Source organism: Caballeronia sp. GAWG1-1 (assembly GCF_023631465.1).
Lineage (GTDB): Bacteria > Pseudomonadota > Gammaproteobacteria > Burkholderiales > Burkholderiaceae > Caballeronia.
In genome coordinates, this window is the sequence record NZ_JALQDB010000023.1 from 143,169 (window position 1) to 168,010 (window position 24,842).

23 protein-coding genes are annotated in these 24,842 nt (G+C 63.1%); 14 read left to right on the forward strand and 9 right to left on the reverse strand.

Features of this window, described 5'->3' with window-relative positions:
* Positions 1-624 precede the first annotated feature (624 nt).
* The 12 genes from gspD to NCT03_RS14100 all read left to right on the forward strand — a co-directional run bounded on the left by gspD (position 625) and on the right by NCT03_RS14100 (position 12,020).
* Complete coding sequence (gene gspD, locus NCT03_RS14045; protein ID WP_250492893.1) at positions 625-3,048, forward strand: type II secretion system secretin GspD; 2,424 nt, start codon at positions 625-627, stop codon at positions 3,046-3,048.
* On the forward strand, positions 3,045-4,556 hold the full coding sequence (gene gspE, locus NCT03_RS14050; RefSeq protein ID WP_370652050.1) for a type II secretion system ATPase GspE: 1,512 nt from the start codon (positions 3,045-3,047) through the stop codon (positions 4,554-4,556). The genes gspD and gspE overlap by 4 nt, the downstream gene beginning before the upstream one ends.
* A gap of 5 nt (positions 4,557-4,561) precedes the next feature.
* Complete coding sequence (gene gspF, locus NCT03_RS14055) at positions 4,562-5,779, forward strand: type II secretion system inner membrane protein GspF (RefSeq protein WP_250492852.1); 1,218 nt, start codon at positions 4,562-4,564, stop codon at positions 5,777-5,779.
* Positions 5,779-6,192 (forward strand): type II secretion system protein N, encoded by a 414-nt coding sequence (locus tag NCT03_RS14060; protein WP_244826641.1) that lies wholly within the window; start codon positions 5,779-5,781, stop codon positions 6,190-6,192. The genes gspF and NCT03_RS14060 overlap by 1 nt, the downstream gene beginning before the upstream one ends.
* 117 nt (positions 6,193-6,309) lie before the next feature.
* Positions 6,310-6,768, forward strand: coding sequence for a type II secretion system major pseudopilin GspG (gene gspG, locus NCT03_RS14065; protein WP_244826642.1), 459 nt, complete (start codon positions 6,310-6,312; stop codon positions 6,766-6,768).
* Between the two features lie 13 nt (positions 6,769-6,781).
* The gene (locus NCT03_RS14070) at positions 6,782-7,264 is read left to right on the forward strand and encodes a GspH/FimT family pseudopilin (RefSeq protein WP_244826643.1); all 483 of its coding nucleotides are present in this window, start codon (positions 6,782-6,784) and stop codon (positions 7,262-7,264) included.
* Positions 7,264-7,650 (forward strand): type II secretion system minor pseudopilin GspI, encoded by a 387-nt coding sequence (gspI, locus tag NCT03_RS14075; RefSeq protein WP_244826644.1) that lies wholly within the window; start codon positions 7,264-7,266, stop codon positions 7,648-7,650. Before NCT03_RS14070 ends, gspI begins: the two co-directional genes overlap by 1 nt.
* On the forward strand, positions 7,628-8,299 hold the full coding sequence (locus NCT03_RS14080; RefSeq protein WP_250492853.1) for a PulJ/GspJ family protein: 672 nt from the start codon (positions 7,628-7,630) through the stop codon (positions 8,297-8,299). The genes gspI and NCT03_RS14080 overlap by 23 nt, the downstream gene beginning before the upstream one ends.
* Entirely contained in the window at positions 8,296-9,408 is a 1,113-nt protein-coding gene (gene gspK, locus NCT03_RS14085) for a type II secretion system minor pseudopilin GspK (protein ID WP_244826646.1), read from the forward strand. The genes NCT03_RS14080 and gspK overlap by 4 nt, the downstream gene beginning before the upstream one ends.
* Positions 9,409-9,425: 17 nt before the next feature.
* Positions 9,426-10,739, forward strand: a complete 1,314-nt coding sequence (gene gspL / locus NCT03_RS14090) for a type II secretion system protein GspL (RefSeq protein WP_250492854.1) — start codon at positions 9,426-9,428, stop codon at positions 10,737-10,739.
* Complete coding sequence (locus tag NCT03_RS14095) at positions 10,736-11,239, forward strand: type II secretion system protein M (protein ID WP_244826648.1); 504 nt, start codon at positions 10,736-10,738, stop codon at positions 11,237-11,239. Before gspL ends, NCT03_RS14095 begins: the two co-directional genes overlap by 4 nt.
* A 1-nt stretch (position 11,240) precedes the next feature.
* Positions 11,241-12,020 (forward strand): type II secretion system protein N, encoded by a 780-nt coding sequence (locus NCT03_RS14100; RefSeq protein WP_250492855.1) that lies wholly within the window; start codon positions 11,241-11,243, stop codon positions 12,018-12,020.
* 222 nt (positions 12,021-12,242) lie between these two features.
* Here the strand turns inward: NCT03_RS14100 and NCT03_RS14105 are convergent, their stop codons facing one another.
* Positions 12,243-13,835 (reverse strand): efflux transporter outer membrane subunit, encoded by a 1,593-nt coding sequence (locus NCT03_RS14105; protein ID WP_250492856.1) that lies wholly within the window; start codon positions 13,833-13,835, stop codon positions 12,243-12,245.
* Between the two features lie 190 nt (positions 13,836-14,025).
* A complete protein-coding gene (locus NCT03_RS14110; RefSeq protein ID WP_250492857.1) occupies positions 14,026-14,307 on the reverse strand; it encodes a hypothetical protein in 282 nt (93 codons plus the stop codon).
* Between the two features lie 199 nt (positions 14,308-14,506).
* Here NCT03_RS14110 and NCT03_RS14115 point away from each other — a divergent pair, with 199 nt between their 5' ends.
* Both NCT03_RS14115 and NCT03_RS14120 read left to right on the forward strand, forming a co-directional pair.
* The gene (locus tag NCT03_RS14115) at positions 14,507-15,007 is read left to right on the forward strand and encodes a MarR family winged helix-turn-helix transcriptional regulator (RefSeq protein WP_250492858.1); all 501 of its coding nucleotides are present in this window, start codon (positions 14,507-14,509) and stop codon (positions 15,005-15,007) included.
* A 96-nt stretch (positions 15,008-15,103) separates the two neighbouring features.
* Complete coding sequence (locus NCT03_RS14120) at positions 15,104-16,663, forward strand: DHA2 family efflux MFS transporter permease subunit (protein WP_250466235.1); 1,560 nt, start codon at positions 15,104-15,106, stop codon at positions 16,661-16,663.
* Positions 16,664-16,666: 3 nt separating this feature from the next.
* Here NCT03_RS14120 and NCT03_RS14125 read toward each other — a convergent pair whose 3' ends face one another.
* From NCT03_RS14125 to NCT03_RS14155, 7 genes are all read right to left on the reverse strand, one after another.
* On the reverse strand, positions 16,667-17,176 hold the full coding sequence (locus tag NCT03_RS14125; RefSeq protein WP_244826654.1) for a hypothetical protein: 510 nt from the start codon (positions 17,174-17,176) through the stop codon (positions 16,667-16,669).
* A gap of 141 nt (positions 17,177-17,317) precedes the next feature.
* Positions 17,318-18,931, reverse strand: coding sequence for a glutamate--cysteine ligase (gene gshA, locus NCT03_RS14130; protein WP_250492859.1), 1,614 nt, complete (start codon positions 18,929-18,931; stop codon positions 17,318-17,320).
* A gap of 147 nt (positions 18,932-19,078) precedes the next feature.
* Positions 19,079-20,167: a bifunctional DNA-binding transcriptional regulator/O6-methylguanine-DNA methyltransferase Ada gene (gene ada / locus NCT03_RS14135; RefSeq protein ID WP_250492860.1), complete on the reverse strand. Its 1,089-nt coding sequence runs from the start codon at positions 20,165-20,167 to the stop codon at positions 19,079-19,081.
* Between the two features lie 352 nt (positions 20,168-20,519).
* Positions 20,520-21,866 (reverse strand): ATP-dependent protease ATPase subunit HslU, encoded by a 1,347-nt coding sequence (gene hslU / locus NCT03_RS14140; RefSeq protein WP_244826657.1) that lies wholly within the window; start codon positions 21,864-21,866, stop codon positions 20,520-20,522.
* 24 nt (positions 21,867-21,890) lie between these two features.
* Positions 21,891-22,427, reverse strand: coding sequence for an ATP-dependent protease subunit HslV (gene hslV, locus NCT03_RS14145; protein WP_244826658.1), 537 nt, complete (start codon positions 22,425-22,427; stop codon positions 21,891-21,893).
* A gap of 342 nt (positions 22,428-22,769) precedes the next feature.
* Positions 22,770-23,186, reverse strand: coding sequence for an RNA polymerase-binding protein DksA (gene dksA / locus NCT03_RS14150; RefSeq protein ID WP_035962045.1), 417 nt, complete (start codon positions 23,184-23,186; stop codon positions 22,770-22,772).
* Between the two features lie 564 nt (positions 23,187-23,750).
* Positions 23,751-24,824: a CobW family GTP-binding protein gene (locus tag NCT03_RS14155; RefSeq protein WP_250492861.1), complete on the reverse strand. Its 1,074-nt coding sequence runs from the start codon at positions 24,822-24,824 to the stop codon at positions 23,751-23,753.
* Positions 24,825-24,842: the final 18 nt, after the last annotated feature.

The window sequence follows — 24,842 nt, forward strand, 5'->3', positions numbered from 1 at the left end:
CTTCTTTCTACTCCATCCGCCCACGCGGAAAAGCGTCACGCCGCCATTTCGGCGACCGGGCGCCTAACGTCATTCATCCGCGTCGGCGCCAGTCAAAGCACGCTCGCAGTCGTATGGCATCGGGAAAACCCACCCCCGATGTCGCCGCCCGGAATGCGGAACCGCCCGTATCATACCCGCTGAAGTTTGACGCCATAAGTTAGCCACCAGACATACACCCCGGCGAGGGCGCGCCATAGGTCAGCCGTTTTCCGCCAGCCGCGCGGCGGAAGGCGTTCTTAAACGTCTGAATAATAAGACTTCGAGTCGGGTTACAATTCGTCTCCCGCGCGCATGGGCCAGCCTGTGAAGGCTTCACAGACGGTTTATCGGCAAGTTCGTTGAAAGCTTGAGAGCGGCGGAATTCAGTAAGCGAAGGCGGCTAGAGAAAATTCTGGTCTTGAACGATTTTTTGAATAATTTCGTTACGCGTTGCTGCTATCGTCACAATTTTTTGAAATGATCGTCGCCCGGGCAAGCTAGCCCGGAAACGATCGGCGGCGCCTCTGCTTGACGAGCGGTGCTGCCTTAGCGGGCTTTACCCGAGAAGTTCGCTTAGACAACACATTCATGAGAAGACAACCTATCGCACTGCGTCGCATCGCGACGGCACTGCTGGCGGCGGGACTTATCGTCGCGCAAGCCGCGCACGCGCAAGTGACATTGAATTTCGTCAACGCCGATATCGACCAGGTCGCAAAGGCGATCGGCGCCGCCACTGGCAAGACAATCATCGTCGATCCCCGGGTGAAGGGGCAGTTGAACCTCGTCTCGGAAAATCCGGTACCCGAGGATCAGGCGCTGAAGACATTGCAAGCCTCACTGCGCATGCAGGGTTTTGCGCTGGTGCAGGATCACGGTGTATTGAAAGTCGTGCCCGAGGCCGACGCCAAGCTGCAGGGCGTGCCGACCTATGTCGGCAACTCGCCTGCCGCGCGAGGCGATCAGGTCATCACGCAGGTGTTCCAGTTACGCAATGAATCGGCCAATAACATTTTGCCGGTGTTGCGCCCGCTGATCTCGCCGAACAACACCATCGCGGCCTATCCCGGCAACAACACGCTCGTGGTCACCGACTACGCCGACAACGTGCGGCGGATCGCCGGAATCATCGCGGGTATCGACACCGCCGCCGGGCGCGAGGTGGACTTGGTCCAGCTGAAGAACGCGAACGCGATCGACGTGGCCGACCAGATGAACAAGCTGCTCGACCCCGGCACGATCGGCAGCACGGACGCCACGCTCAAGGTCGTCGTCACCGCCGACCCGCGCACCAACTCGCTCATGTTCCGCGCTTCCAGCAGCGCGCGGCTCGAAGCCGCGAAAACGTTAGCGAAGAAGCTGGACTCGCCGACTTCGCAGCCGGGCAACATGCACGTCGTGGCGTTGCGCAACGCCGACGCCACGCGTCTTGCCAGAACCCTGCGCGGCATGATGGGCAAGGGCAACGGCAGCAGCAACGACAACTCGTCGAGCAATTCGAACTCGAACTCGTCGAATTCGTTCGGCCAGAGCGGCGGGCTCGGCAATTCGTCGAACTCCACCGGCACGTCGGGCGTGCCGCCGTTGCCAGGCGGTTTTGGCGGCAACAGCAGTTCGGGCAGCGGCAGTAACCCGATGTCGGGATCGGGCGGCAATCGCGACAGCGGTTTCTCGTCGAACAAGGACAGCGACAACGGCAACGACTCGGGCGGCGGCATGATCCAGGCGGATTCGGCGACGAATTCGCTCATCATCACGGCGGCGGACCCGGTCTATCGGAACCTGCGCGCCGTGATCGACCAGCTCGACGCGCGCCGCGCGCAGGTCTATATCGAAGCGCTGATCGTCGAACTCTCGGCCACCACCGGGGCCAATCTCGGCATTCAATGGCAGGGTCTGCTGCTTTCGAACGGCGGCAACAACGCGGTGTACGGCAGCACGAGCTTCGGCTCGGGCAATACCAACATCTTCGATTTGACCGTGCAGGGCGCAGCCGTCGCGCAAAACACGTCGGCGATCACCGCTTCGACGGGTCTTTTGGCGAACGGCCTGAACATTGGCTTGCTGCACCGCTTCGGCAATCTGTTCGGTCTCGGCGGTCTCTTGCAGGCGTTGTCCACGTCCGCCGACGCCAACATCCTCTCCACGCCAAACCTGATCACGCTCGACAACGAGGAAGCGAAAATCGTCGTCGGCCAGAACGTGCCGGTGGTGACGGGCTCCTACGCCACGCCGACCGCCAACGCCGCGACGTCGGTGACGGCGTTCAACACGTTCGACCGCCGCGACGTCGGCGTGACCTTGCACGTCAAGCCGCAGATCACCGACGGCGGCGTGCTCAAGATGCAGATCTATCAGGAAGATTCGAGCGTCGATGCCACGACCAAGACCGATCCGGGCGGCGTGACCATCAACACGCGCTCCGTGCAGTCGACCATTCTCGCGGACGATGGCGAAATCGTCGTGCTGGGCGGCTTGATGCAGGATCAGTACAACAATAACAACAGCAAGATTCCGCTTCTGGGCGATATCCCGTTCATCGGCAGCCTGTTCCGCAGCGAAAGCAAGACGCGCACGAAGACCAACCTGATGGTGTTCCTGCGCCCAGTGATCGTGCGCGATCAGGCGACGGCTTCGCAGATCGCCAACACGCGCTACGACTACATGCGCCAGCAACAATACGGCTCGACCACGGACAACCGCCTGATTCGCGATCAGAACGTACCGGTCATGCCGCCGAAGCCGCTTGGACCGAGCGAAGGCGGTGGCGCCCCGGCCCAGAATCTGCTGGACTGGAGCAACCTGACGCGCGGTACGCCGAGCACGACGCTGCCCCAGGACCCGAACGCGGGTCCCGCGCCGCAGCCGTATCAGCAAGCGCCGCAGCGTTCGGAGTTGCCGCAGCCGCAGCAGCCGCCGTACGGCAATGCGCCAACCAATTACGCGGTGCCCAACAATCAGCCGAGCACCACGCCGCTGGATAACAGTTCGAACAATTCGAACAGTTCGTCAGGAGCACGGCCGTGAATACGCTGAACGCCGAAGCCGATCGCACGAATCTCGCCCACAACGCTGAAGCGCCGGCCGCAGCGTCGCCGCTCGCGGCCAGGCTCGTGCCTTACAGCTTCGCGCGAACCGGGCAGATACTGCTCGCGCATCAGCATGCGGACAACATCGAGGTTTGGATCAGCGAGCGCACGTCCGACGCCGCGCTCGCGGAAGTCGCGCGCAATTTCGGCGCGCTGTCCATCCAGCGCAAATCCGCCGATGAACTGGCCGCCGCCATCAATTCCGCCTATGCGCGCAACGACGGCAGCGCGGCGCAGGTTGTCGGCGAAGTGGAAGGGGAAGTCGATCTCTCGCGCCTGATGCAGGACATTCCGGAAGTCGAGGACCTGCTGGAATCGGAAGACGACGCGCCGATCATCCGCATGATCAACGCGCTTCTGACGCAGGCGGCGCGCGAACAGGCGTCGGACATACATATAGAGCCGTTCGAGAACGCGTCGGTCGTGCGTTTTCGCGTGGACGGTACGTTGCGCGACGTCGTGCGCCCGAAGAAAGCGCTGCACGGCGCGCTGATCTCGCGGATCAAGATCATGGCGCAGCTCGATATCGCCGAGAAACGTCTGCCGCAGGACGGGCGCATTACCTTGCGCGTCGGTGGGCGTCCCGTCGATGTGCGCGTGTCGACGCTGCCGACCGGACACGGCGAACGCGCGGTGCTGCGTCTGCTCGAAAAAGACGCGCAACGCCTGAACCTCGAAAAGCTCGGCATGGCGCGCGACACGCTCGTGAACTTCGACAAGCTGATCGGCCGTCCGCACGGCATCGTGCTCGTCACCGGGCCGACGGGCTCGGGCAAGACCACGACGCTTTATGCGGCCATGTCGCGGCTTGAGACCACCACCACCAACATCATGACGGTGGAAGATCCGATCGAATACGACTTGTCGGGTATTGGCCAGACGCAGGTGAACGAGCGCATCGGCATGACCTTCGCGCGCGCGCTGCGTTCCATTTTGCGGCAGGACCCGGACATCATCATGATCGGGGAAATTCGCGACCTGGAGACGGCGCAGATCGCGGTGCAGGCGTCGCTCACGGGTCATCTGGTGCTTGCGACCTTGCACACGAACGACGCCGCTTCGGCCGTCACGCGTCTCACCGATATGGGCGTGGAGCCGTATCTGCTCGCATCGTCGCTGCTCGGCGTGCTGGCGCAGCGGCTCGTGCGGCAACTGTGTCCGGTGTGCAAGGAAGAGCGCGTCGAGGAAGACGGCGTGACGCATTGGCATCCGGTGGGCTGCGACCGCTGCGGCCAGTCGGGTTACGCAGGACGCCGCGGCGTCTACGAACTTCTGCTGATGGACGATGAAATCCGTCCGCTGATCCACCGCAACGCCGCCGATGCCGAAATTCTCGCGGCGGGCCGCAAGCAAGGCATGCGCACGCTGCGCGAGGACGGCAACCGCTGGCTGGCGACCGGCGTGACGTCGCTCGAAGAAGTGCTGCGCGTGACGGGCGGAGATTAAGGCGTATGCCGGCTTTCCGTTTCGAAGCGATCGACCACGCGGGCAAGACGCAAAAGGGCGTGCTCGATGCCGACAGCGCCCGCGCCGCGCGCAGCCAGTTGCGCACGCAAGGTCTGACGCCGCTTATCGTCGAGGCGGCGGGTACGCGGACGCGCGGCGAACGGCAGCAACGCCTTTCGCTCGGGCGGCGTCTGTCGCAGCGCGAGCAGGCCATTCTCACGCGTCAGCTCGCGAGCCTCTTGATCGCGGGTTTGCCGCTCGGCGAAACGCTCGCGGTTCTGACCGAGCAGTCCGAGCGCGATTACATCCGCGAACTCATGGCCGCGATCCGCGCCGAAGTGCTCGGCGGGCATTCGTTCGCCAATGCGCTGGCGCAGCATCCGAAAGACTTCCCCGAGATCTATCGCGCGCTCGTCGCGGCGGGCGAGCATACCGGCAAGCTGGGTCTCGTGCTCTCCCGTCTCGCGGACTACATCGAGCAACGCAACGCGCTGAAACAGAAGATCATTCTGGCGTTTACGTATCCGGGTATCGTGACGATCATCGCGCTTGGCATCGTCACGTTTCTTTTGAGTTATGTCGTGCCGCAGGTCGTGAACGTGTTCGCCAGCACCAAGCAGGCGCTGCCCGTTCTCACCGTGATGATGATGGCGCTCTCCGCGTTCGTGCGGAATTACTGGTGGGCCATGCTGGTCGGCGTCGCGCTTTTCGCGTGGATCGTCAAGAGCATTCTCGCGCGGCCCGGGCCGCGCATGGCGTTCGACCGCTGGCTGCTCACCGCGCCGCTCATCGGCAAATTGGTGCGCGGCTATAACACCGTGCGCTTTGCCAGCACGCTCGCCATTCTGACGGCCGCCGGCGTGCCGATCCTGCGCGCGCTGCAGGCCGCGGGCGAAACCCTGAGCAACCGGGCAATGAGCAATAACGTCGACGACGCCATCGTGCGCGTGCGCGAAGGTTCGTCGCTGTCGCGCGCGCTCGGCAACACGAAGACGTTTCCGCCCGTGCTGGTGCATCTGATCCGCTCCGGCGAAGCCACCGGCGACGTCACCACCATGCTCGACCGCGCCTCCGAAGGCGAAGCGCGCGAACTCGAACGTCGCACGATGTTCCTGACGAGTCTGCTCGAACCGCTGCTCATTCTGGCGATGGGCGGCGTCGTGCTGGTGATCGTGCTTGCGGTGATGCTGCCGATCATCGAACTGAACAATCTGGTGCAGTAATGAACAGCCTGCAAATTCGCCTGATATCGCTCGCCGCCCTCGCGCTCTTTTGCGTGACCGTGACGTACTGGGTCGTCACGCTGACCTCGCGGCAGACCGCGCCCTTGCCCGCTGCCGCCGCCACGCGCACGCCGTCGGTGGAACAGGCCGCGACTATTTTCGGCGGACAACTGGAACGGCAAGCGAATCAGGATGTGCATCTGTTCGGCATCCTGGCCCTGCAGCACGGCGCGGCGGCTATCGTCAGTTATGGCGGCGAGCCGGCCCGCGCGATCTCGCTCGGCGGTCCGCTCACGCAAGGCGTGAAGCTTTCGGAAGTGCGCGCGCGTTCGATCATCATCGATCGTAACGGCTCGAAGTCGGAGATCTTCCTGCCGCAGATGCCTCCTGGACCGACGATCTACGTGCGCTAAAGCGCCGCGCGGCGGGTTCGTTCGCGTGTTCATGCGAACGCGCTCGCTAGAATGCTCGGCGGGAATTTTCAATAACAGCGGGCGCAAGCCCCGGATTCATATCAAGAGGTAGTAGTCATGCAATTGTGGACACAACGCCGCATGAACGTTGCAAAGGCGCGCCGTCAGGGCGGTTTCACGCTGATCGAAATCATGGTGGTGATCGCCATTCTCGGTATTCTCGCCGCGCTCATCGTGCCGAAGATCATGAGTCGTCCGGACGAGGCGCGCCGCGTCGCCGCGAAACAGGACATCGGCACCATCATGCAGGCGATGAAGCTGTATCGCCTGGACAACGGCCGTTATCCGACGCAAGAGCAGGGTTTGCGCGCGCTGATCGAGAAGCCGACCACGGAACCGGCGCCGAACAACTGGAAGGACGGCGGCTATCTGGAACGTCTGCCGGCCGACCCGTGGGGCGCGCAGTATCAATATCTGAATCCGGGCGTACACGGCGAAATCGACGTGTTCAGCTACGGCGCGGACAACAAGGCGGGCGGCGACGGCAACGACGCCGACGTCGGTTCATGGCAGTAATCTCATCGAAGGAATGATCGTGGGCAGGCGCGATATGCATAGAGGCCGTGAAGCAGGCTTCACGCTGCTGGAAATGCTCGTCGTGCTGGTGATCGCGGGTCTGCTCGTGTCGCTGGCTTCGTTGCAGCTCACGCGCAATCCGCGCACCGACCTCAACGAGGAAGCGCAGCGTCTCGCGCTCCTGTTCGAATCCGCGGGCGACGAAGCGCAAGTGCGCGCGCGGCCCATCGCGTGGCAGCCTTATGACGGCGGTTTTCGCTTCGATATCCGCACCGAGGACGGCTGGCGTCCGCTGCGCGACGATCTGCTGCGGCCGCGTCCGTGGGAAGGCGGCGTGACGAGCGCGACGATCCAGTTTCTCGATTCCGACAAGTCGGCGAGCCGCCTCGTCTTCGGCACCGAAGCCATCGACACGCCCATGGAAGTCACGCTCGTTTCGCCGGCAGGGCGCGCGACCATCGTCGGCAGCGGCAATGGCCGCTTTCAGGTGCGGTGATGTGCACCCGGCGGAAGGAACGCGGGTTCACGATGATCGAAGTGCTGGTTGCGCTGGCGATCATCGCGGTGGCGCTTGCCGCGTCGCTGAGGGCGGTCGGCGCGATTGCCAACGGCGAGGCGGATTTGCATCGGCGTCTGCTTGCCGGCTGGAGCGCGGACAACGAGCTCGCGCAGATTCGGCTGGCGCACACATTCCCGGAGATCGGCTCACGCACCTTCGAATGTTCGCAGGGCAACCTGAAGCTGGTCTGCACGCAGCGCGTCACCGCGACGCCCAACCCGATTTTCCGGCGCGTCGAGATGTTCGTCACGACGCCGGGCCGTTCGGGCTATCTCGCGCAAATGGTCACGGTGGTGGCGAATGAAACGAATCGCTCCCTCTGACGCCGCGAGGCAGCGCGGCTTTACGCTGCTGGAAATGCTGATCGCCATCGCCATTCTGGCGGTGATCGCGGTGCTGTCGTGGCGCGGGCTCGACTCCATCATCCGCGCCCGTGCGACCATCACCAATTCGATGGAAGACGAGCGCGTGGTCGCGCAGTTGTTCGACCAGATGCGTATCGACGCGCGTCAGGCCGCCACCGACGACGAAGCGGGTCAGCCCGCGGTGTCGATCGACAACGGCTCGCTGCAGATTGTGCGCGGCATGTTCGCGGTCGGTGCGCCGCCGCGCTTGCAGGTCGTGCGTTACCGTTTGTCGGACGGGCGCATCGTGCGCTTCGCGTCGCCGCCGCTCGCAAATGTGGGCGAAGTGCGGCGCGCGTTGTCATCGAGCGATACGGCGGACGGATGGAACGCGGTGCAGTTGATGGGCGGCGTGGCTTCGCTCGCCTCGCGCGTCTATATTCCGCAGAAAGGCTGGACCACGAGGATGAACGACGTGTTCTCGCAGATCAACGAGAACGACAACAACCTGAAGGTGCCGCAGCTCGGCAACGCGCCGCTGCCGCGCGCGGTTTCGGGAATTCAGGTGGCGGTCGGCGCGCGCAATCTCGCCGTGCCGATCACGCGTGTATTCATGGTCGGAGAATGACGATGCGCGCCAGAAGCCGGAAAGAACGCGGAGTCGCGATCATCAGCGCGTTGCTGGTGGTCGCGCTGTCGGCCATTCTGGTGTCGGGCATGTTGTGGCGTCAGCAGGTGCAGGTGCGGCGTATCGAAAATCAGCGGCTGCTCGCGCAGGCGCAGTGGATTTCGCGTAGCGCGCTCGACTGGACGCGCCTCATTTTGCGCTCGGAAGCCGATACCTCGCCGACCGTCACGTATCTCGGCGGCGTGTGGGGTGTGCCCATCGCGAAGACGAAGCTGTCGGACTTTCTCGGGCAGATTGGTGAAGTGCGTTCGCAGGAAGGCGCGCAGACGTTTCTGTCCGGATCGATTGAAGACGCGCAGGCGAAGTTCAATCTGCGCAACCTCGTGTCGACGCCAACGCCGGGCGTACTGACCATCAACGTCGAACAGATTCAGGCGTTCCAGCGGCTGCTTACGCTTCTCGGCATCAACGGGTCGCTCGCGAAAACGGTGGCGCTGCAGATACGCGCGGGTCTCGCGCGGTCCGCGACGCGTTTTCAGACGCAAACGGGCAACAGCACCACGACGAGCACGACCACGCCGGAAGCGACCATCGCGGCGATTGCGCAGGGCGGTGGCACGGGCGGCGGCAATTTCACCGACGATCCCGGCCTGAAGGACGCGGATACCGACGCGCCCGTCGCGCCCTTGCAGATGATCAGCGTGGACTCGCTGCTCGACGTGCAGGGTTTCTCGCCGGAAGCCGTCGCGAAGCTCAGGCCGTTCGTCACCGTTTTGCCGACGACGACCGCCGTGAACATGAACACCGCGCCCGCCGAAGTGGTCGCGGCCGTGGTGCCGGGAATGAATCTATCGCAGGCGCAGGCGTTCGTCGCGCGCCGCGAGACGGTGTTCTTTCACGATACCGGCAACGTGCAGCTCGCGCTCACCGGCGCGGGCGTGAAGACCGCGACATCGATCGATCCCAGCGAGCTCGATGTCACCACACGCTATTTCGTGATCCGTGGGCGCGTCGAACATGAGCGCGCGCAGCTGGAGCGCTCGACGCTCGTGTACCGCGATCCGACCACGCATACGACGCGCATCGTCTATACGCGCGACGCGCTTTAAATGAGAGGAAGTGGCCTTTGAGCACACTGATCGTTCTACTACCGCCGCGCGATCCGGCGGTGCGCTCGGAAGAGTGGCATCTGCCCGACCTGCCGTTCGTGCTGCTCGACAAGCGCGGCGAAACTCAGCGCGCTGGCCGCGCATCGCTCGGCTTGCTGCCGCGTGCGAACGCGACCGTGCTGATCGTCGCCGCGCGCGACACGCTGCTGCTCGCCGCGCAAGTGCCGCCGCTGAAGGGGCCGCGCTTGCGTCAGGCGCTGCCGAACGTGATCGAGGATCAGGTGATCCAGGACGCGCAGACTTGCCATATCGCCGTCGATCCCGTCGCGCTCGCCGATGGCCGGCGCGTGCTCGCGGTCATCGATCGCGGCTGGTTCCGCTTCGTGCGCGAGGCATTCTCTGGCGCGGGGCATCGCAATGTGAAGGCGGTGCCCGCCATGCGTTGCCTGCCGATTCCGTCCCGCGAAGCCGATGAAGCACTTGCCGCGCCGCCGTTCGTCGCCGGACTGCTCGGGCATGTGGTTTCGACCGCGCCCGCGCTGATCGGCGAAGTGGCCGCGCCGGCCGCGCTTGTCACGCCGCGCATGGAAGTGGCGATTGCGCGCGGCGAGCACGCGGCGCTCGGCGAGGGACTCGCCTTGCCGTCCGATTCCATAGCCGCGACGCTAGACGCTCTCGCGGGCGATCAGCCGGTCACCGTGTATTCGCTTCTCGATCTTCCGGGCGACGAGCCGCGTCTCGCGTCGTCGCGGGCGGCGGCGAGCATCGTCGGCGCAGAGCCGCTCGCGTTCGAGTCGCTCGCACGCAATGCGCTCGCGAGCCGCTTCGATCTGTGCCAGTTCGAGTTCGCCGCGCAGCCGTGGCGGCTAGACCGCACGACGATGCGCCGTCTGCGCGTGCCGATCGCGCTCGTGGTGGCGTCGATCGTCGTGTCGATCATCGGGATCAACGTGCAGTGGATTCAGCTTGCGCGTCAGCGCGACGCGATCAGCGCGCAGATGACGGAGCTGCTGCTCAACGCCTTCCCGAAAACCACCGTCGTGCTCGACGCGCCCGATCAGATGACGCGCAATCTCGATCGTCTGCGCGTGGCGTCGGGCGAGCTGTCGCCATCGGATTTTCTGACACTCGCCGATGGCCTCGCGCGTTCGCTCGGGCCGGTGCCGGTGAACGGCATCGCGGGGCTGGATTATCGCGATCGGCATCTCGAAGTGACGTTCAAACCGGAGACGAAGGTCGATGGCGATCTTTCCCGGCGTCTCTCGGCGAACGGGCTGAACGGTGCAATCGACAGCAACACGGGTAAGTGGACGATCAGGAGCGGTCAATGAAAGCGGAACTCGGACGTTCGCTCGGAGAGTTTTGGGAGGCGCGCACGGCACGCGAAAAGGCGCTGCTGTTCTGGGGCGGACTGGTTCTCGGCCTCGCGCTCGTGTATCTGGTGCTGTGGGCGCCTGCCTTCGAAGGGCGCGGCCGCTTGCGCGACACGCTGCCCGCCATGCAACGCCAGCTCGCGACGATGACCGCGCAAGCCAACGAGGCGCGCTCGCTCGCGGGCAATTCGGATAGCGTGACGCCGACGGGCGGCGCCTTGCGCGATGCGCTCACCAAGTCGCTGGCGGACAGCGGCATGCAGGCGACGCAGGTGCAGGTGATCGGCGCGGCGGTGCAGATTCAGTTGAAGAACACGTCGTTTCCGAACTGGACGCTGTGGCTCGACGACGCCCGCAAGCAGTTCAAGGTGCAAGTGTCGGAGGCGCATGTCACGGCGCTTCAGCCGGATGGCCAGGTGGATCTGACGGCATCGCTGCAACCGGCGAGCGTGAAGTGACATGAGCTATTGGACTCGCCGAATCCGGTACGCGCTGCCGGCTTTTTTCGTGATGATCTTGTCGGTCGCCGGCACGCTGCTCGTAATGCTGCCCGCCGCCTGGATCACGCCGCAATTCGCGCGCGTGACGGGCGGCCGCGTGAATCTCGTCGATCCGGCGGGTTCGCTCTGGCGCGGTTCAGCCACGCTCATGCTCGCGACGGGCGGCGACGTATCCGGCGCGACGCTGCTGCCGGGGCGTATCGAGTGGACGACGGCGTTTTGGCCGCTTTTCACGGGCCGCGTTCACATGAGCATGCGCCAGAGCGAAGCGATGCCCGACGCCGTGATCGTCGATGCCACGCCGCGCGGCGCGTTTCTTTCGGCTGGCGGGATCGCCGTGCCGGCCACGTTGCTTTCCGGACTCGGCGCGCCGTTCAACACGCTGAACTTCGATGGTTCGGTGCGGCTCACATGGACCGAGTTCCGCGTGCTTGGCAGGAATGCGTATGGTCAGGTGGTCGTCACGCTGGACGACATGTCGTCGAGAGTATCGCGGGTGAAGCCGCTCGGGTCGTATCGGGTGGCGTTGCAGGCGCAGGGTGAATCGGCGGAAATCGATCTCACGACTACGCGTGGCCCGCTCTTGCTGAAGGGAAACGGCACGGTGTCGCAGGGATCGACGGCGTTCAACGGCACCGCGACGGCGGCGCCCGAGCAGCGCGAGAATCTGGCGGGACTGTTGAATCTGCTAGGCCGGCATACGGATCAGGATACGGTGGCGCTGACCTTGGTGCGGTGAGGCGGTGCTGGCTTTCGGATGTCTTTAGTGCCGGTGCGGTTGTGCAAGTTGTCTTTCCAACGGCGCTTCGGATTGAGCGGTTCGTGCGCGCACGTTGAACAACGAAGGCGCACTGAGCGCACCGCTTGAGCTCGCGAGATTCTTACTCAGCTGGCTTGTGCTTGCTTGCCCGCAACGCGGCGCACCAGGCAACACGCATGCGTTCGAGCTTGCACGGGCGTTTTAGTCGGCTGACGCGCGCTTGTCGCTAGCCGATAGCGTCTGACTGACGATATCGGAAGCCGAAGCCGAAGCCGAAGCCGAAGCCGAAGCCGAAGCCGAAGCTGGCGCCTGCGCCGCCCCCGTTTCCTGATCCATCTGCGCGACATCCCACCCGCCGCCTAGCGCCTTCACCAATCCCACCGACGAGACCATCCGCTGTCCCGCGATATTCGCCAGCTTCTGCTGCGCCGTGAACGCCGTGGTTTGCGCGGTCAGCACGTTGATGAACGCGACCGTCCCCGCCTTGTACTGATTGTTGATGATCGCGAGCGCCTGCTGCGCCGACTCCACCGCCTGCTGCTGCACGACGACTTCCTTCTCGAGAATGCGCAGCGAAGCGAGATTGTCTTCGACATCCTGAAACGCCGTCAGCACCGTCTGCCGATACGTCGCGACATTCTGGTCGTAAGCGGCACGCGCGGCGTCCGTGCGGGCGGCGCGCAAACCGCCATCGAAAATGGTTGCGGCGATGTCCGGGCCGAGCGTCCAGAAACGCGACGGCGCGCGCAGCAATTGCGACAACACCGAGCTTTCGAAGCCGCCCTGCGCGGAGAGCGTGAGCGTGGGAAAGTACGCCGCGATTTCCACGCCGATCTGTTCGTTCGCCGCCGCAGCCTTCCGTTCGGCCGATGCGATATCCGGCCGCCGTTCGAGAATCGCGGATGGCATCTGCGCGGGCACGGTCGGCGGCGTGGCATCGAGCGGCATCTGCGCCAGCGAGAAGGTCGAAGCCGCCTCGCCGATAAGCACGGCGATGGCATGCTCGTACTGCGCGCGCGCGACGCCGTTATCGATTGCCGATGCCTGCGCCGACTGCAACTGCGTCTGCGCCTGAATCACGTCCGAGCGCGCGACGATTCCCTGCCCATACTGATTCTGCGTGAGCTTCAGCGACTGCTGATAAGCGGCGACGGTATCGTCCAGAAGCCGTTGTTGCGCGTCGAGCGAGCGCAACTGGAAGTAGGTCTGCGCGAGCGTGCCTTGCGCGGACAGACGCGCGTTCGCGAGATCGGCTGCCGCGCCCTGCTGGCCGGCCTTCTGCGCCGATACCGTGCGGCTCACGCTGCCCCAGAGATCAGGCTCCCAAGTGGCATCGAGCGATGCGCTGAAGCTGTTGCCGACGGTGCTGGAACTGTTGCCGAACGTCGAAGTGCTCGTGGAACGCGTGCCGGCACCTTGCCCAGAGCGCGACCCCGAAGCCGACGCACCGATGGTCGGGAAATATGCCGCGCGCGCCTCGCCGACGAGCGCCCGCGCCTGCCGATAAGCCGCCGCATATTGCGCAACCGTCTGGTTCGACTGATTCAGCCGCGCTTCGAGGTCGTTGAGCGTTGCGTCGTCGTAAATGGTCCACCACGTTCCGCGATCGGTTTGATCGGCGGGCTGCGCGACTTTCCAGCCTTCGGGCGCTTCCTTATAGGACGCGGGCATTGCCGTGGACGGGCGCTGATAGTCGGGACCGACCGCGCAACCGGCGAAGGACAACGCCAGCGTGGCCGCAAGCGCAGTGGCGGAAAGGCGCAGCGAGGATGAAACAGCGAGGCGAGACGGCATCTGCTTTCGAAATTCCTGTCGGCGGCGCTTCGTCCGATATGACGAATGCGACTGCCGAGATGGTAACGGAACGCTCGCGAAGCAGGTCGTGGGACTTGCGCGCGAGCGTCAGGCAGACGTTAGGGTAACGGCTTCGGCGTAAGGTGGGTGTTACGCGGCAGCGGGAATCGGTTACGACGCGTTACGCGCTTCAGGCGCCGCCTGCTCCGCCGCTACTGGAGCAAGCGCACGGCGCGGGAAGCAAGGTGCGGCTTGATGCACGCGCGGGCTTTTCAGTCTTGCGCCGCTGCCGATTCTCGAACCATCCCATGGCCAGCACGATGAACGAACCGCCCGGCATCAGGAACACGATCAGATACAACGCGAATTTCCACGAGTTCAGATTCGGCGGAACGAACTGACGGGATGCGTTGGCGATCGAGCTGCTGACTTGGCCGAAACGTCGGCCGGCGGTGCGGGCAAAGCGGGTCATCGAAGGGTCCTTGGGGCGTCGCGAACGGCGCATCGGGCGATCAGAACATGGTCTCGGGTGGCGCATGTCGCGCGTAACTCGGTGCCTTAAATAATATTGACTATGCAAGTAGTTTTCAAGATACTACCGATTGCTTTTTTCGGAATGTTGCTTTTCCGGGACGTTGCATAGCTTTGCGCGTCGTCCCACGGACTGTCGAATGACCAGCGAACCGCTTTACGATCCCGCCACGATTCAACTCGACACCAGCCTTGGCTACTACCTTGCGAAGGCTCGCAACGTGTTGATCGCGCGAACTGACGAAGCGCTGCGGCCGCTCGATCTGACGTCGCAGCAAATCGGCGTGCTGCTTTTCCTGGCAGCGGGTCGAGCGCGCACGCCGCTGGAACTGTCGCGCGAGATGTCTTACGACAGCGGTTCCATGACGCGCATGCTGGACCGGTTGGAGAAGAAGGGTTTCATCGGCCGCACGCGCAGCGACGCGGACCGGCGCATCGTCGAACTGAATCTGACGGACCGTGGCCGCGCCGCCGCCGCGCAACTGCCCGCGCTCGGCGCTGCGGTACTGAACAAGCAGTTGGAAGGCTTCAGCCGGGCCGAACTCGATCTTCTGACGTCGATGCTAGCGCGCATCATCAGCAATTCGCCTGGTGCTGGCCGCGCAGGTTGCGTCGGATGTGTGGAAGACGCCGGGGAGTAACAAAGCAGCGGCAACGTAGCCGCCAAAAGCCGCGCATTTTGCTGTCTGGGCAGAGAATGCCGTGGCACGGACTTTCGAACGCATAAGAGAAAAGATATGTCGACGACCGCGACTGCCGAACCCGCCACGCCCGCGCCGCGTCCGCTCACGGGCGGCATCCTCGCCTTGCTGACAATGGGCTTGGCGCTCGGCACCTTCATGGAAGTGCTCGACACATCCATCGCCAATGTCGCCGTGCCGACCATTTCAGGAAGTCTGGGCGTCGCGACGAGCGAAGGCACGTGGGTAATTTCCTCGTACTCGGTTGCATCCGCGATCGCCGTGCCGCTCACCGGCTGGCTCGCGCGCCGCGTCGGCGAAGTGAAACTGTTCACTATCTCCGTGCTGTTGTTTTCCGTGGCGTCGGCGCTTTGCGGCTTCGCGCATAACTTCGAATCGCTCATCGGCTTCCGGCTGCTGCAAGGCCTCGTATCCGGCCCCATGGTGCCGCTGTCGCAAACCATCCTCATGCGCAGCTATCCGCCGGAAAAACGCGGACTCGCGCTCGGTTTGTGGGCAATGACTGTCATCGTCGCGCCAATTTTCGGTCCCGTGATGGGCGGCTACATCACCGACAACTACACGTGGCCGTGGATCTTCTATATCAATGTGCCGATCGGCATCTTTTCGGCGGCGATTGCGTACTTTCTCCTGCGCGGACATGAGACCAAGACGACGCGACAGCGCATCGACGCCGTCGGGCTCAGTTTGCTCGTGATCGGCGTCGCGAGCCTGCAGATGATGCTCGATCTCGGCAAGGACCGCGACTGGTTCAACTCGACGTTCATCGTCACGCTGGCGATCGTCGCGGCGGTATCGCTCGCGTTCATGTTCGCGTGGGAAGTGACGGAAAAAGAACCGGTGATCGACCTGTCGCTGTTCCGCGACCGCAATTTCGCAATGGGCGTGATGATCACTTCGCTGGGCTTTCTCGCGTTCTTCGGCTCGGTCGTGGTATTGCCGCTGTGGCTGCAAACCGTGCTCGGCTATACGCCGTGGCTCGCGGGTCTTGCAACCGCGCCGGTCGGCATACTCGCGCTCGTGCTCTCGCCGATGATCGGGCAAAACATGCATCGCATGAATCTGCGCGTGGTCGCGAGCTTCGCGTTTATCGTGTTTGCGTTCGTGTCGTACTGGAACTCGACTTTCACGCTCGATACGCCCTTTAGCCACATCATCTTTCCTCGTCTGATTCAGGGCATTGGCGTCGCGTGCTTCTTCGTGCCGATGACGACCATCACGCTATCGAGCGTCTCCGACGAACGGCTTGCGGGCGCGGCGGGGCTCTCGAATTTTCTGCGGACCTTGTCGGGCGCGATAGGCACGGCGGTCAGCACGACCTTCTGGGAGAACGACATGATCCGCCATCATTCGGTGCTCACGGAGTCGGTGAGCGCCTATTCGCAAGGCACGACCGCTTATTCGGACCTTCTCTCGGGACTGGGGCTTTCAGGGCAGGCACTGACGGCGCAACTGGACCGCGTGGTGTCGGCGCAGGCGTACATGATGTCGACCAACGACTTCTTCCGCATTTCCTTCTATGCGTTTCTCGTGCTCGCCGCGATGGTCTGGCTGACGCGCCCGAGGAAAGGCGCGTCGGCGACGACGGGACACTGACGCCTATTGCGGCGTGAGCGGTTCGCCCGACTGGCCCGGCTGGCTGTCGAGATTGAGCGGTACAGGCTGCGGATTCGTCTGCACGGCTTGCGGCGTTGCGCTCACGGGGCGCGTCGCGCCATTGCGCACGAACTGCTTGAAGTCCGCGCCCGCCTGCCACGGACCTGGCTGGCAGCCGAGCGGACTGTCGCAATGCGCGGCGAAACCGATCGTGGCCGTGCCTTCGTTGCTCGGCGTCTTGGTGATCTGATAAGCAAGCGCACGCTTGCCGCTCGACGGTCCTGCCGTCTGGATGATCGAATCCGTGATTGCCTGAAGCTTGTACTCCGAATGATTCGTCACCCAGACTTGCGCGCGCGCCCACCAGGCGTCGCATTCCAGCTTGCTCATGCAGGTGAGCGGCGCGGTGGCCTGCTCCATCGTCTGACTGCTGACCTGGCCTTCGCTCGTGCAGCTCGCGAGCAGAACCAGCGCTGCCGTCGCCGATGCGGCCTTCAGTAATTTGGTGCTCATTGCGTCCCCGCTAGTCGATAAGTCCTTGATCATTTTGACTGATCCCGCCGGGCGGCGTTTCTGCGCGTTTCGGGTTGTTTCAAACACGCGTAACGCTTGCCGCGCGCACGAGGCGCGAGCAAGGTAAAACTACGCGCCGGTTCAGCGCGCGGCCGCCTTGTAGTCGCGATACGCGGTGACGAATTCGTCGAACGTTTCGGTTTGATTGCGTTCGATCTCGGCTTGCTCTTCCAGCGACTTCGCGGCAAGCGCGGCCATCTCGCCTGCTTCTTCGGGCGAAAGCGGACGCTCGCGGAAGAACTCCGCATGTTGGCGGCTCAAGTCGAGCGCGAACGCATCGAACGATTGCTGCTTGTCGCGCATCGTCTGAAGCACGCGTGCCGAAGGCGTCAGCGATGCATCGCGAATGCGCGGCCGCAGTGCTTCGAGCACGCGCGTGGTGTCGTTCGTGCCGTCGAGTTGATCGAGGATCTTCGCAACCGGCGCAATGGCGTCGAACAATTCCTCGGCCCATTGCTGCATCGACACGGACGCGCCGTCGCGCGTGAGCGTCAGTCCTGGCTTGCGCCCTTCCTTCGATACCTTGGTGAAGTTGCCGTTCGCTTCGAGATTCGCTTCGCGCGAGAGCAACGGGCTGTCTTCGAGCGCGCAGTAAAGCAGATAGGCGTCGAGAAAGCGCGAAGTGACGAGGGAAATGCCGGTCGGCTCGAACGGATCGATATCCAGACAACGCACTTCGATGTACTGCACGCCGCGATCGGCCAGCGCATGCAGCGGACGCTCGCCCGAACGCGTGACGCGCTTAGGCCGAATGGTCGAGTAGAACTCGTTTTCGATCTGCAACACGTTGGTGTTGATCTGCACCCACTCGCCGTTACGCTGCGTGCCGATGGCCTGATAAAGCGCATATGGCTGGCTCACGGCGTTCGCGAGCACGTCGACATACGCGGCGAGATTGTCGTAACTCGGCAGCAAATCCGCCTGCGCGGGATTGTTCGTGTAGCCGAGATCGCTCATGCGCAGACTGGTGGCGTGCGGCAGATAGAACGTGTCCGCGTCGAGCGCTTCCAGGCTATGTGCCTTGCCTTCGATAAAGCGCCGGTTCAGCACGGGCGATGCGCCGAACAAATACATCAGCAGCCAGTTCGTGCGCCTGAAATTGCGGATGAGCGCGAAATAACGCTCCGACTGGAAGTCTTTCGCCGAGAGCGTGCTCGACGGATCGAGCGCTTGCCACGCGCGCCAGACGTTTTCGTCGAGCGAATAGTTGTAGTGGATGCCCGCGATACATTGCATCGTGCGGCCGTAGCGCAGCGCCAGCCCGCGCCGGTACACGTGCTTGAGCGTACCGATGTTCGACGTGCCGTAAAACCCGAGCGGAATGTCGTCTTCCGGCGGCAGCGAACAGGGCATCGAATCGTTCCACAGTAACTCGTCGCCGAGATGCGCGTAGGCGAAACGATGCAGCAGATCGAGACGATCGAGCGTCAGCGTGATATCCGTTTCCGCTGGCGTGATGAGTTCGACGAGCGCTTCCGAATAGTCGGTCGTGATGAGCGGATGCGTCAGCGCCGAGCCGAACGAACGCGGATGCGGCGTCGTCGCGAGCTTGCCTTCGGGCGTCACGCGCAGGCTTTCTTTCTCGATGCCGCGCAAGCCTTGACGCAACGCGTTGGCGTGCGGTCCGGACGCGAGCGCGGCGAGCCGGCGCTGATAGGCGCCGGCCTTGGGGTGAGCGGATTGCTGGTTTGCCATTGAAGCCGTTGAGCGAGGAGCGCAGGTGTTTCGCGCCCGGTCTTATTTTCGGGTAGCGGGCACTTTAACATCTCGGTGTTCGATGTGCTTGGGCCCAATGGCGACGGGCATTTGCGGGGATTTCCGGGGTTTGCGGTGCGGCCGCGCTCAGGACTTCGCGTCCCTTTGCGCGCGTTCGGTATCGAGCAGGGCCTCCTTGCGCGTCACGCCCCAGCGATACCCCGTGATCGCGCCGTCCTTGCCAATCACGCGATGGCAGGGAATCGCGAGCGCCACCGGATTCGACGCGCACGCGTTCGCCACCGCCCGCACCGCGCGCGGCGCGCCGAGCGCTTCGGCGATCTCGGAATAGGTGCGCGTCTGCCCGTAGGGAATGTTGCGCAACGCTTCCCAGACGCGCCCTTGAAACGCCGTGGCGCCGATGTCGAGCGGCAAATCGAAACGTTCGCGCGTGCCCTGCACGTAGGCCAGAACTTGCGCGACGAACGGCTCCAGTCGCGTGGCATCCTCGATTCGCTCGGCCATGGCGAATTCCACCGCCAATTGATCGATGAGTGCGCGGCCATCGTCGCCGAAAGCGATCTTGCAGATGCCCTTGTCGGTTGCCGCGACCAATACGACGCCGAGCGGCGTGTCGGCCGTCGTATAGCGCACGGTCGAGCCCGCGCCACGGCGCTTGTAGGCCGATGGCGTCATGCCGAGTTCGGCGGGAACGGCGTCGTACAGACGCGAAGGCGAGCCGAAACCGGCGTCGTTGGTCGCGCGGGTGACGTCCCGGCCGTGCTGCAAGGCTTCACGCAGCACGCCTGCGCGCCTCGCCGCCTGATACTGCCGCGGCGATACGCCGACGATGCGCGAAAACAAGCGCTGCAAATGAAACGGGCTGACGTGCACGGCGTCGCTCAGTTGCGCGAGCGTCAGGCGCCGCTGCGGATCGGCGTCGAGTACCTTGCACGCGCGCTCGACAATCGCGAGTTCGCGCGGCAGGCCGGTCGGCTGGCAACGCTTGCATGGCCGATAACCCGCCTCGGCGGCGGCATCCGTCGTCTGGAAGAACTCGACGTTCTCCCGTCGCGGCGCCCGCGACGCGCACGACGGACGGCAGAATACGCCCGTGGTGCGCACCGCGAAGAAAAATGCGCCGTCGGCGCGCGCGTCGCGATCGACCACGGCTTGCCAGCGGCCGGCGTCGGTATCGAAATCAGGGACGATATGAAAGGTTTCCGCGATGTTCATGGCTGCTCCAGTGGAAGGGCGTGAATCCACTGTAAGGCCCTGTGAGAAAGGTTACGCGCCGTTTCTTGCGCTGTCATCGCGCGCCGCGTCCAGCAATTTCAGAATTGTGACGCACAGATGCCACACTTCGGCGCCATAGGGGTTTTTACTAAAAAAACTATTGCGTCGCATCAAGTGGCTGTGTAGTATTGGAACTGTCTCCTCCATGTCTCCTCCTGATATGGATTCAGCCCGCCAACTAGGCGGGCTTTTTTTCGTCTGTCGTTTTTGGCGATGCCGCGCGCCGCGTGGCTTTCGGGCGTAAAAAAACCGGGCGTCTGAAGCTCGCCCGGTTCGTTTTCACCGAGTTACATCACAGCACGTAGCGAGAAAGATCCTCATCCTGCGCCACGTCGTTCAGTGCGCGATCCACATACGCCGCGTCGATTCGCACCGGCGTGCCCGCGTGGTTCCCCGCCGCGAACGACACTTCCTCCAGCAACTTTTCGATCACCGTGTAAAGCCGCCGCGCGCCGATGTTCTCCGTCTTTTCGTTCACCGAGAACGCGACTTCGGCGAGACGCCGGATGCCGTCATCGGCGAAATCGAGTTCCACGCCTTCGGTCGCGAGCAGCGCCTTGTATTGCTTGACGAGACTTGCATCGGTGGAATTCAGGATCGACTCGAAGTCCTGCACGGACAACGAATCCAGCTCGACGCGAATGGGAAAACGCCCTTGCAGTTCGGGAATCAGATCGCTCGGCTTGGCCAAATGAAACGCGCCACTCGCGATGAACAGAATGTGATCTGTCTTGATCATCCCGTATTTCGTGTTGATGGTCGTGCCTTCGACGAGCGGCAGCAGATCGCGCTGCACGCCTGCGCGCGACACTTCCGCGCCGCCGGTTTCGCTGCGCGACGCGATCTTGTCGATCTCGTCCAGAAACACGATGCCGTTTTGCTCGACGTTCTGCACCGCGCGGCTCTTGACCTCTTCGTCGTTGAGCATCTTGCCGGCTTCCTCGTCGGTGAGCAGCTTGAGCGCTTCCTTCACCTTCACCTTGCGGCGCGTCTTCTTGCCGCCGCCGATGTTCGCGAACATCGAACGAATCTGCTCGGTCATGTCTTCCATGCCCGGCGGACCCATGATGTCCATGCCGACTTGCGGCTGTTCGACATCGAGTTCGATTTCCTTGTCGTCGAGCGCGCCTTCGCGCAGCCGTTTGCGGAAGGTCTGACGCGTGACGTTGTTGCTGTCCTCGGCCGATTCCGCCGCGCTCGACGCGCCGAAGCCAACCGGCCGCGCGCTCGGCAGCAGAATATCGAGGATGCGGTCTTCGGCGCGATCCTCGGCCTTCGTGCGGACTTTCTTCATCTCGGATTCGCGCGTCTGCTTCACCGAAATCTCGATCAGATCGCGCACGATGCTGTCCACGTCGCGGCCGACGTAGCCCACTTCGGTGAACTTGGTCGCTTCGATCTTGATGAACGGCGCGTCCGCGAGCTTCGCGAGACGTCGCGCGATCTCGGTCTTGCCGACGCCCGTCGGCCCGATCATCAAAATGTTCTTCGGCGTGATTTCCTGACGCAGCGGCTCGGCGACTTGCTGACGGCGCCAGCGATTGCGCAGCGCGACCGCGACCGCTTTCTTCGCGCGGCCCTGGCCGATAATGTGTTTGTCGAGTTCCGAGACGATTTCGGCGGGAGTCATGGTGGTCATCGTTGGTCCTTTGCGCGCGTGCGCTTACTCGATCGTCTCGATGACGCGATTGTGATTGGTGTAGATGCACATGTCGCCGGCGATGGTCAGCGCCTTCTCGACGATTTCGCGCGGAGAGAGTTCGGTGTTTTCGGCGAGTGCCTGTGCCGCGGCTTGCGCGTACGCGCCGCCCGAGCCGATGGCGCAGATGCCGTTTTCGGGATCGAGCACGTCGCCGTTGCCGGTGATGACGAGCGTGGCTTGCGCGTCGGCGGCAATCAGCATGGCTTCGAGACGTCGCAGCATGCGGTCGGTGCGCCAGTCCTTGGCGAGTTCGACGGCTGCGCGCGTGAGATTGCCCTGATGCTTTTCCAGCTTGGCTTCGAAGCGGTCGAGCAGTGAGAACGCGTCGGCCGTGCCGCCGGCGAAGCCGACCAGCACCTTGCCGCCATAGATACGGCGCACTTTCTTCGCGCCGCCTTTCATGACGATATTGCCGAGCGTCACCTGACCATCGCCGCCCAACGCGACTTTGCCGCCGCTTCGCACGGAGACGATGGTCGTGCCGTGAAATTGTTCCATGTGCGTTCCTTGAGAAAACGAAGGACGCGGGCGGCTCGATCTAAAGAACCGCCACGCAGTCGAGAATTCGATGGAGTGCACGGCGCGGGGTTCCGCCCGACTCGAAAAGACGAGCGTCCGGCGCCGCGCACGCGCCGTCGTCGTGAACGGGCGCGTCGGATTCATTTTAGGGCGATGGGGAATTTATCAAGACACGCGATGCGCAGGACGCGCCGCGCAAACAAAAAGGCACACGCGGATGCGTGTGCCTTGCGTGTACCGGAGCGTTCGAACACGCGAATTTCGCGGCGGCGTCTTCCCCGTGGCGGGCGGCCCCGCGACGTTCGCCGAGAGAGACGCGCTTCAGTCGCCGAACAGCTTCTGACGCAGTTCGCGGCGTTCCTGTGCCTCGAGCGAGAGCGTGGCGGTCGGGCGCGCGATGAGACGCGGAATGCCGATCGGCTCGCCGGTTTCCTCGCACCAGCCGTAATCGCCGGACTCGATGCGCGCGAGCGACTGCTGCACTTTCTTCAGGAGCTTGCGTTCGCGGTCACGCGTGCGCAGTTCCAGTGCATGCTCTTCCTCGATGGTCGCGCGATCCGCCGGGTCCGGCACGATCACCGTTTCCCGCAGGTTCTCGGTCGTCTGTCCGGCATTCTTGAGAATGTCGGCTTGCAACTGTTCGAGCCGGTTCTTGAAGAAGGCGAGCTGTTCCTCGTTCATGTAGTCCTTCTCGCTCATCTTCAGGATTTCGGCTTCGGTCAAGAGTTTCGTTGTCATCTGCTTGCTTCTTCAATGTAAGGCGAAGTCTTCCGCAACGCCCCGACTACATTACCCGCATGCAGCGTCATGGCATCACGCGACACGTCGATGCGGGGCCGAACTCCTCTGGAAACCGATTACGGATGTGTCCGGTACACGGGGCATTTTTTCGCATGTCCGCGTTCCGGGCCTTCCTGCGTTGTTTCGATTCGCCTTCCCCCGCTAAATCGAGATAACGCAAAACAGGCCATCCCTTCTCCTGACATCCGACAGCGTAAGGCTCAGATGTGACTTCAAGCCATGCGCCAAACGGATTTGCCCTTCTCCAGTGGGGCTGTATTGTAACTGAACCGCAATTTCCGACGACAACGAGAAAACCCTGTCAATTTATGTCGGAATTTCAAAAATATAACGCGTGGACGTACAAAAAGCGATGCTGCTTCGTGGTCGCGACTACACACGCCGCACGAAAGTCACGCTACGAAAAACGCCGCGCGCGATAGGCCGCGGCGGCGTTTCCAGCTTTTCGCGCACGCTTCCTGAAGACGGGAACCGCGGCTATCAAGCGATATGCATGCCAATCTATTTGACGAGGCAGGCGTCGAGGCCGTCGAAAATCAGATCCTTCGGCAACTCGATACCGATGAACACCATCTTGCTGTTCTTCTTCTCGATCGGCATCCACTTGCTGGCGAGGTCGCTGCCCATCATCTGATGCACGCCCTGGAACACGACCTTGCGATCCACGCCCTTCATATAGAGCACGCCCTTGTAGCGCAACAGACGCTCGCCGTAGATCTGCAGGATGCCGCCCAGGAAGTCTTCAAGGCGGTTCGGATCGAACGGCTTGTCGCTGCGATACACGAACGACTTGATCTTGTCGTCGTGATGCGCGTGATGGTGATGATGATGCTCATGGTCGTGGCTATGATCGTGACCGCAAGTGGCGTGATCGTGGTCGTCGCCGTGATCGTGCGCGTGGTCATGGCCGTGGTCGTGGTCGTCTTCCGCGAGGAAATCCGGGTCGATCTCGAGCTTCGAATTCAGATTGAAGCCGCGCAGGTCGAAGATTTCCTTGATGTCCGCATCGCCGAAATTGACGACGCGAATGGCCGCGCGCGGGTTCATGTGCAGCAGGCGATGCTTGAGCGCTTCGAGCGCGGCGGCATCGACGAGATCGGACTTGGTGATGAACAGGCGGTCCGCGAAACCGACCTGACGCTGCACCACTTCGTGCTGGTCGAGCTGCGCGTTCGCGTGCTTTGCATCGACGAGGGTGATGATCGCGTCGAGCAGGAATTCGTCGGCGACGGTGTTGTCCATGAAGAACGTCTGCGCCACGGGGCCCGGATTCGCGAGACCCGTCGTTTCGATCACCACGCGGTCGAAATCGAGCGTCCCCGCCTTCTTGCGGTTAGCGAGGTCTTCCAGCGCACGCGCCAGATCGCCGCGAATCGTGCAGCAGATGCAGCCGTTGCTCATCTGGATGATCTGCTCGTTCGTTTCCTGCACGAGGATTTCGTTGTCGATGTTCTCTTCGCCGAACTCGTTCTCGATCACGGCGATCTTCATGCCGTGCTGCTCGTTCAAAATGCGCTTGAGCAGCGTGGTTTTGCCGCTACCCAGAAAGCCGGTCAGGATGGTTACGGGAATCATGGTGTCGCCTGTGTCCTT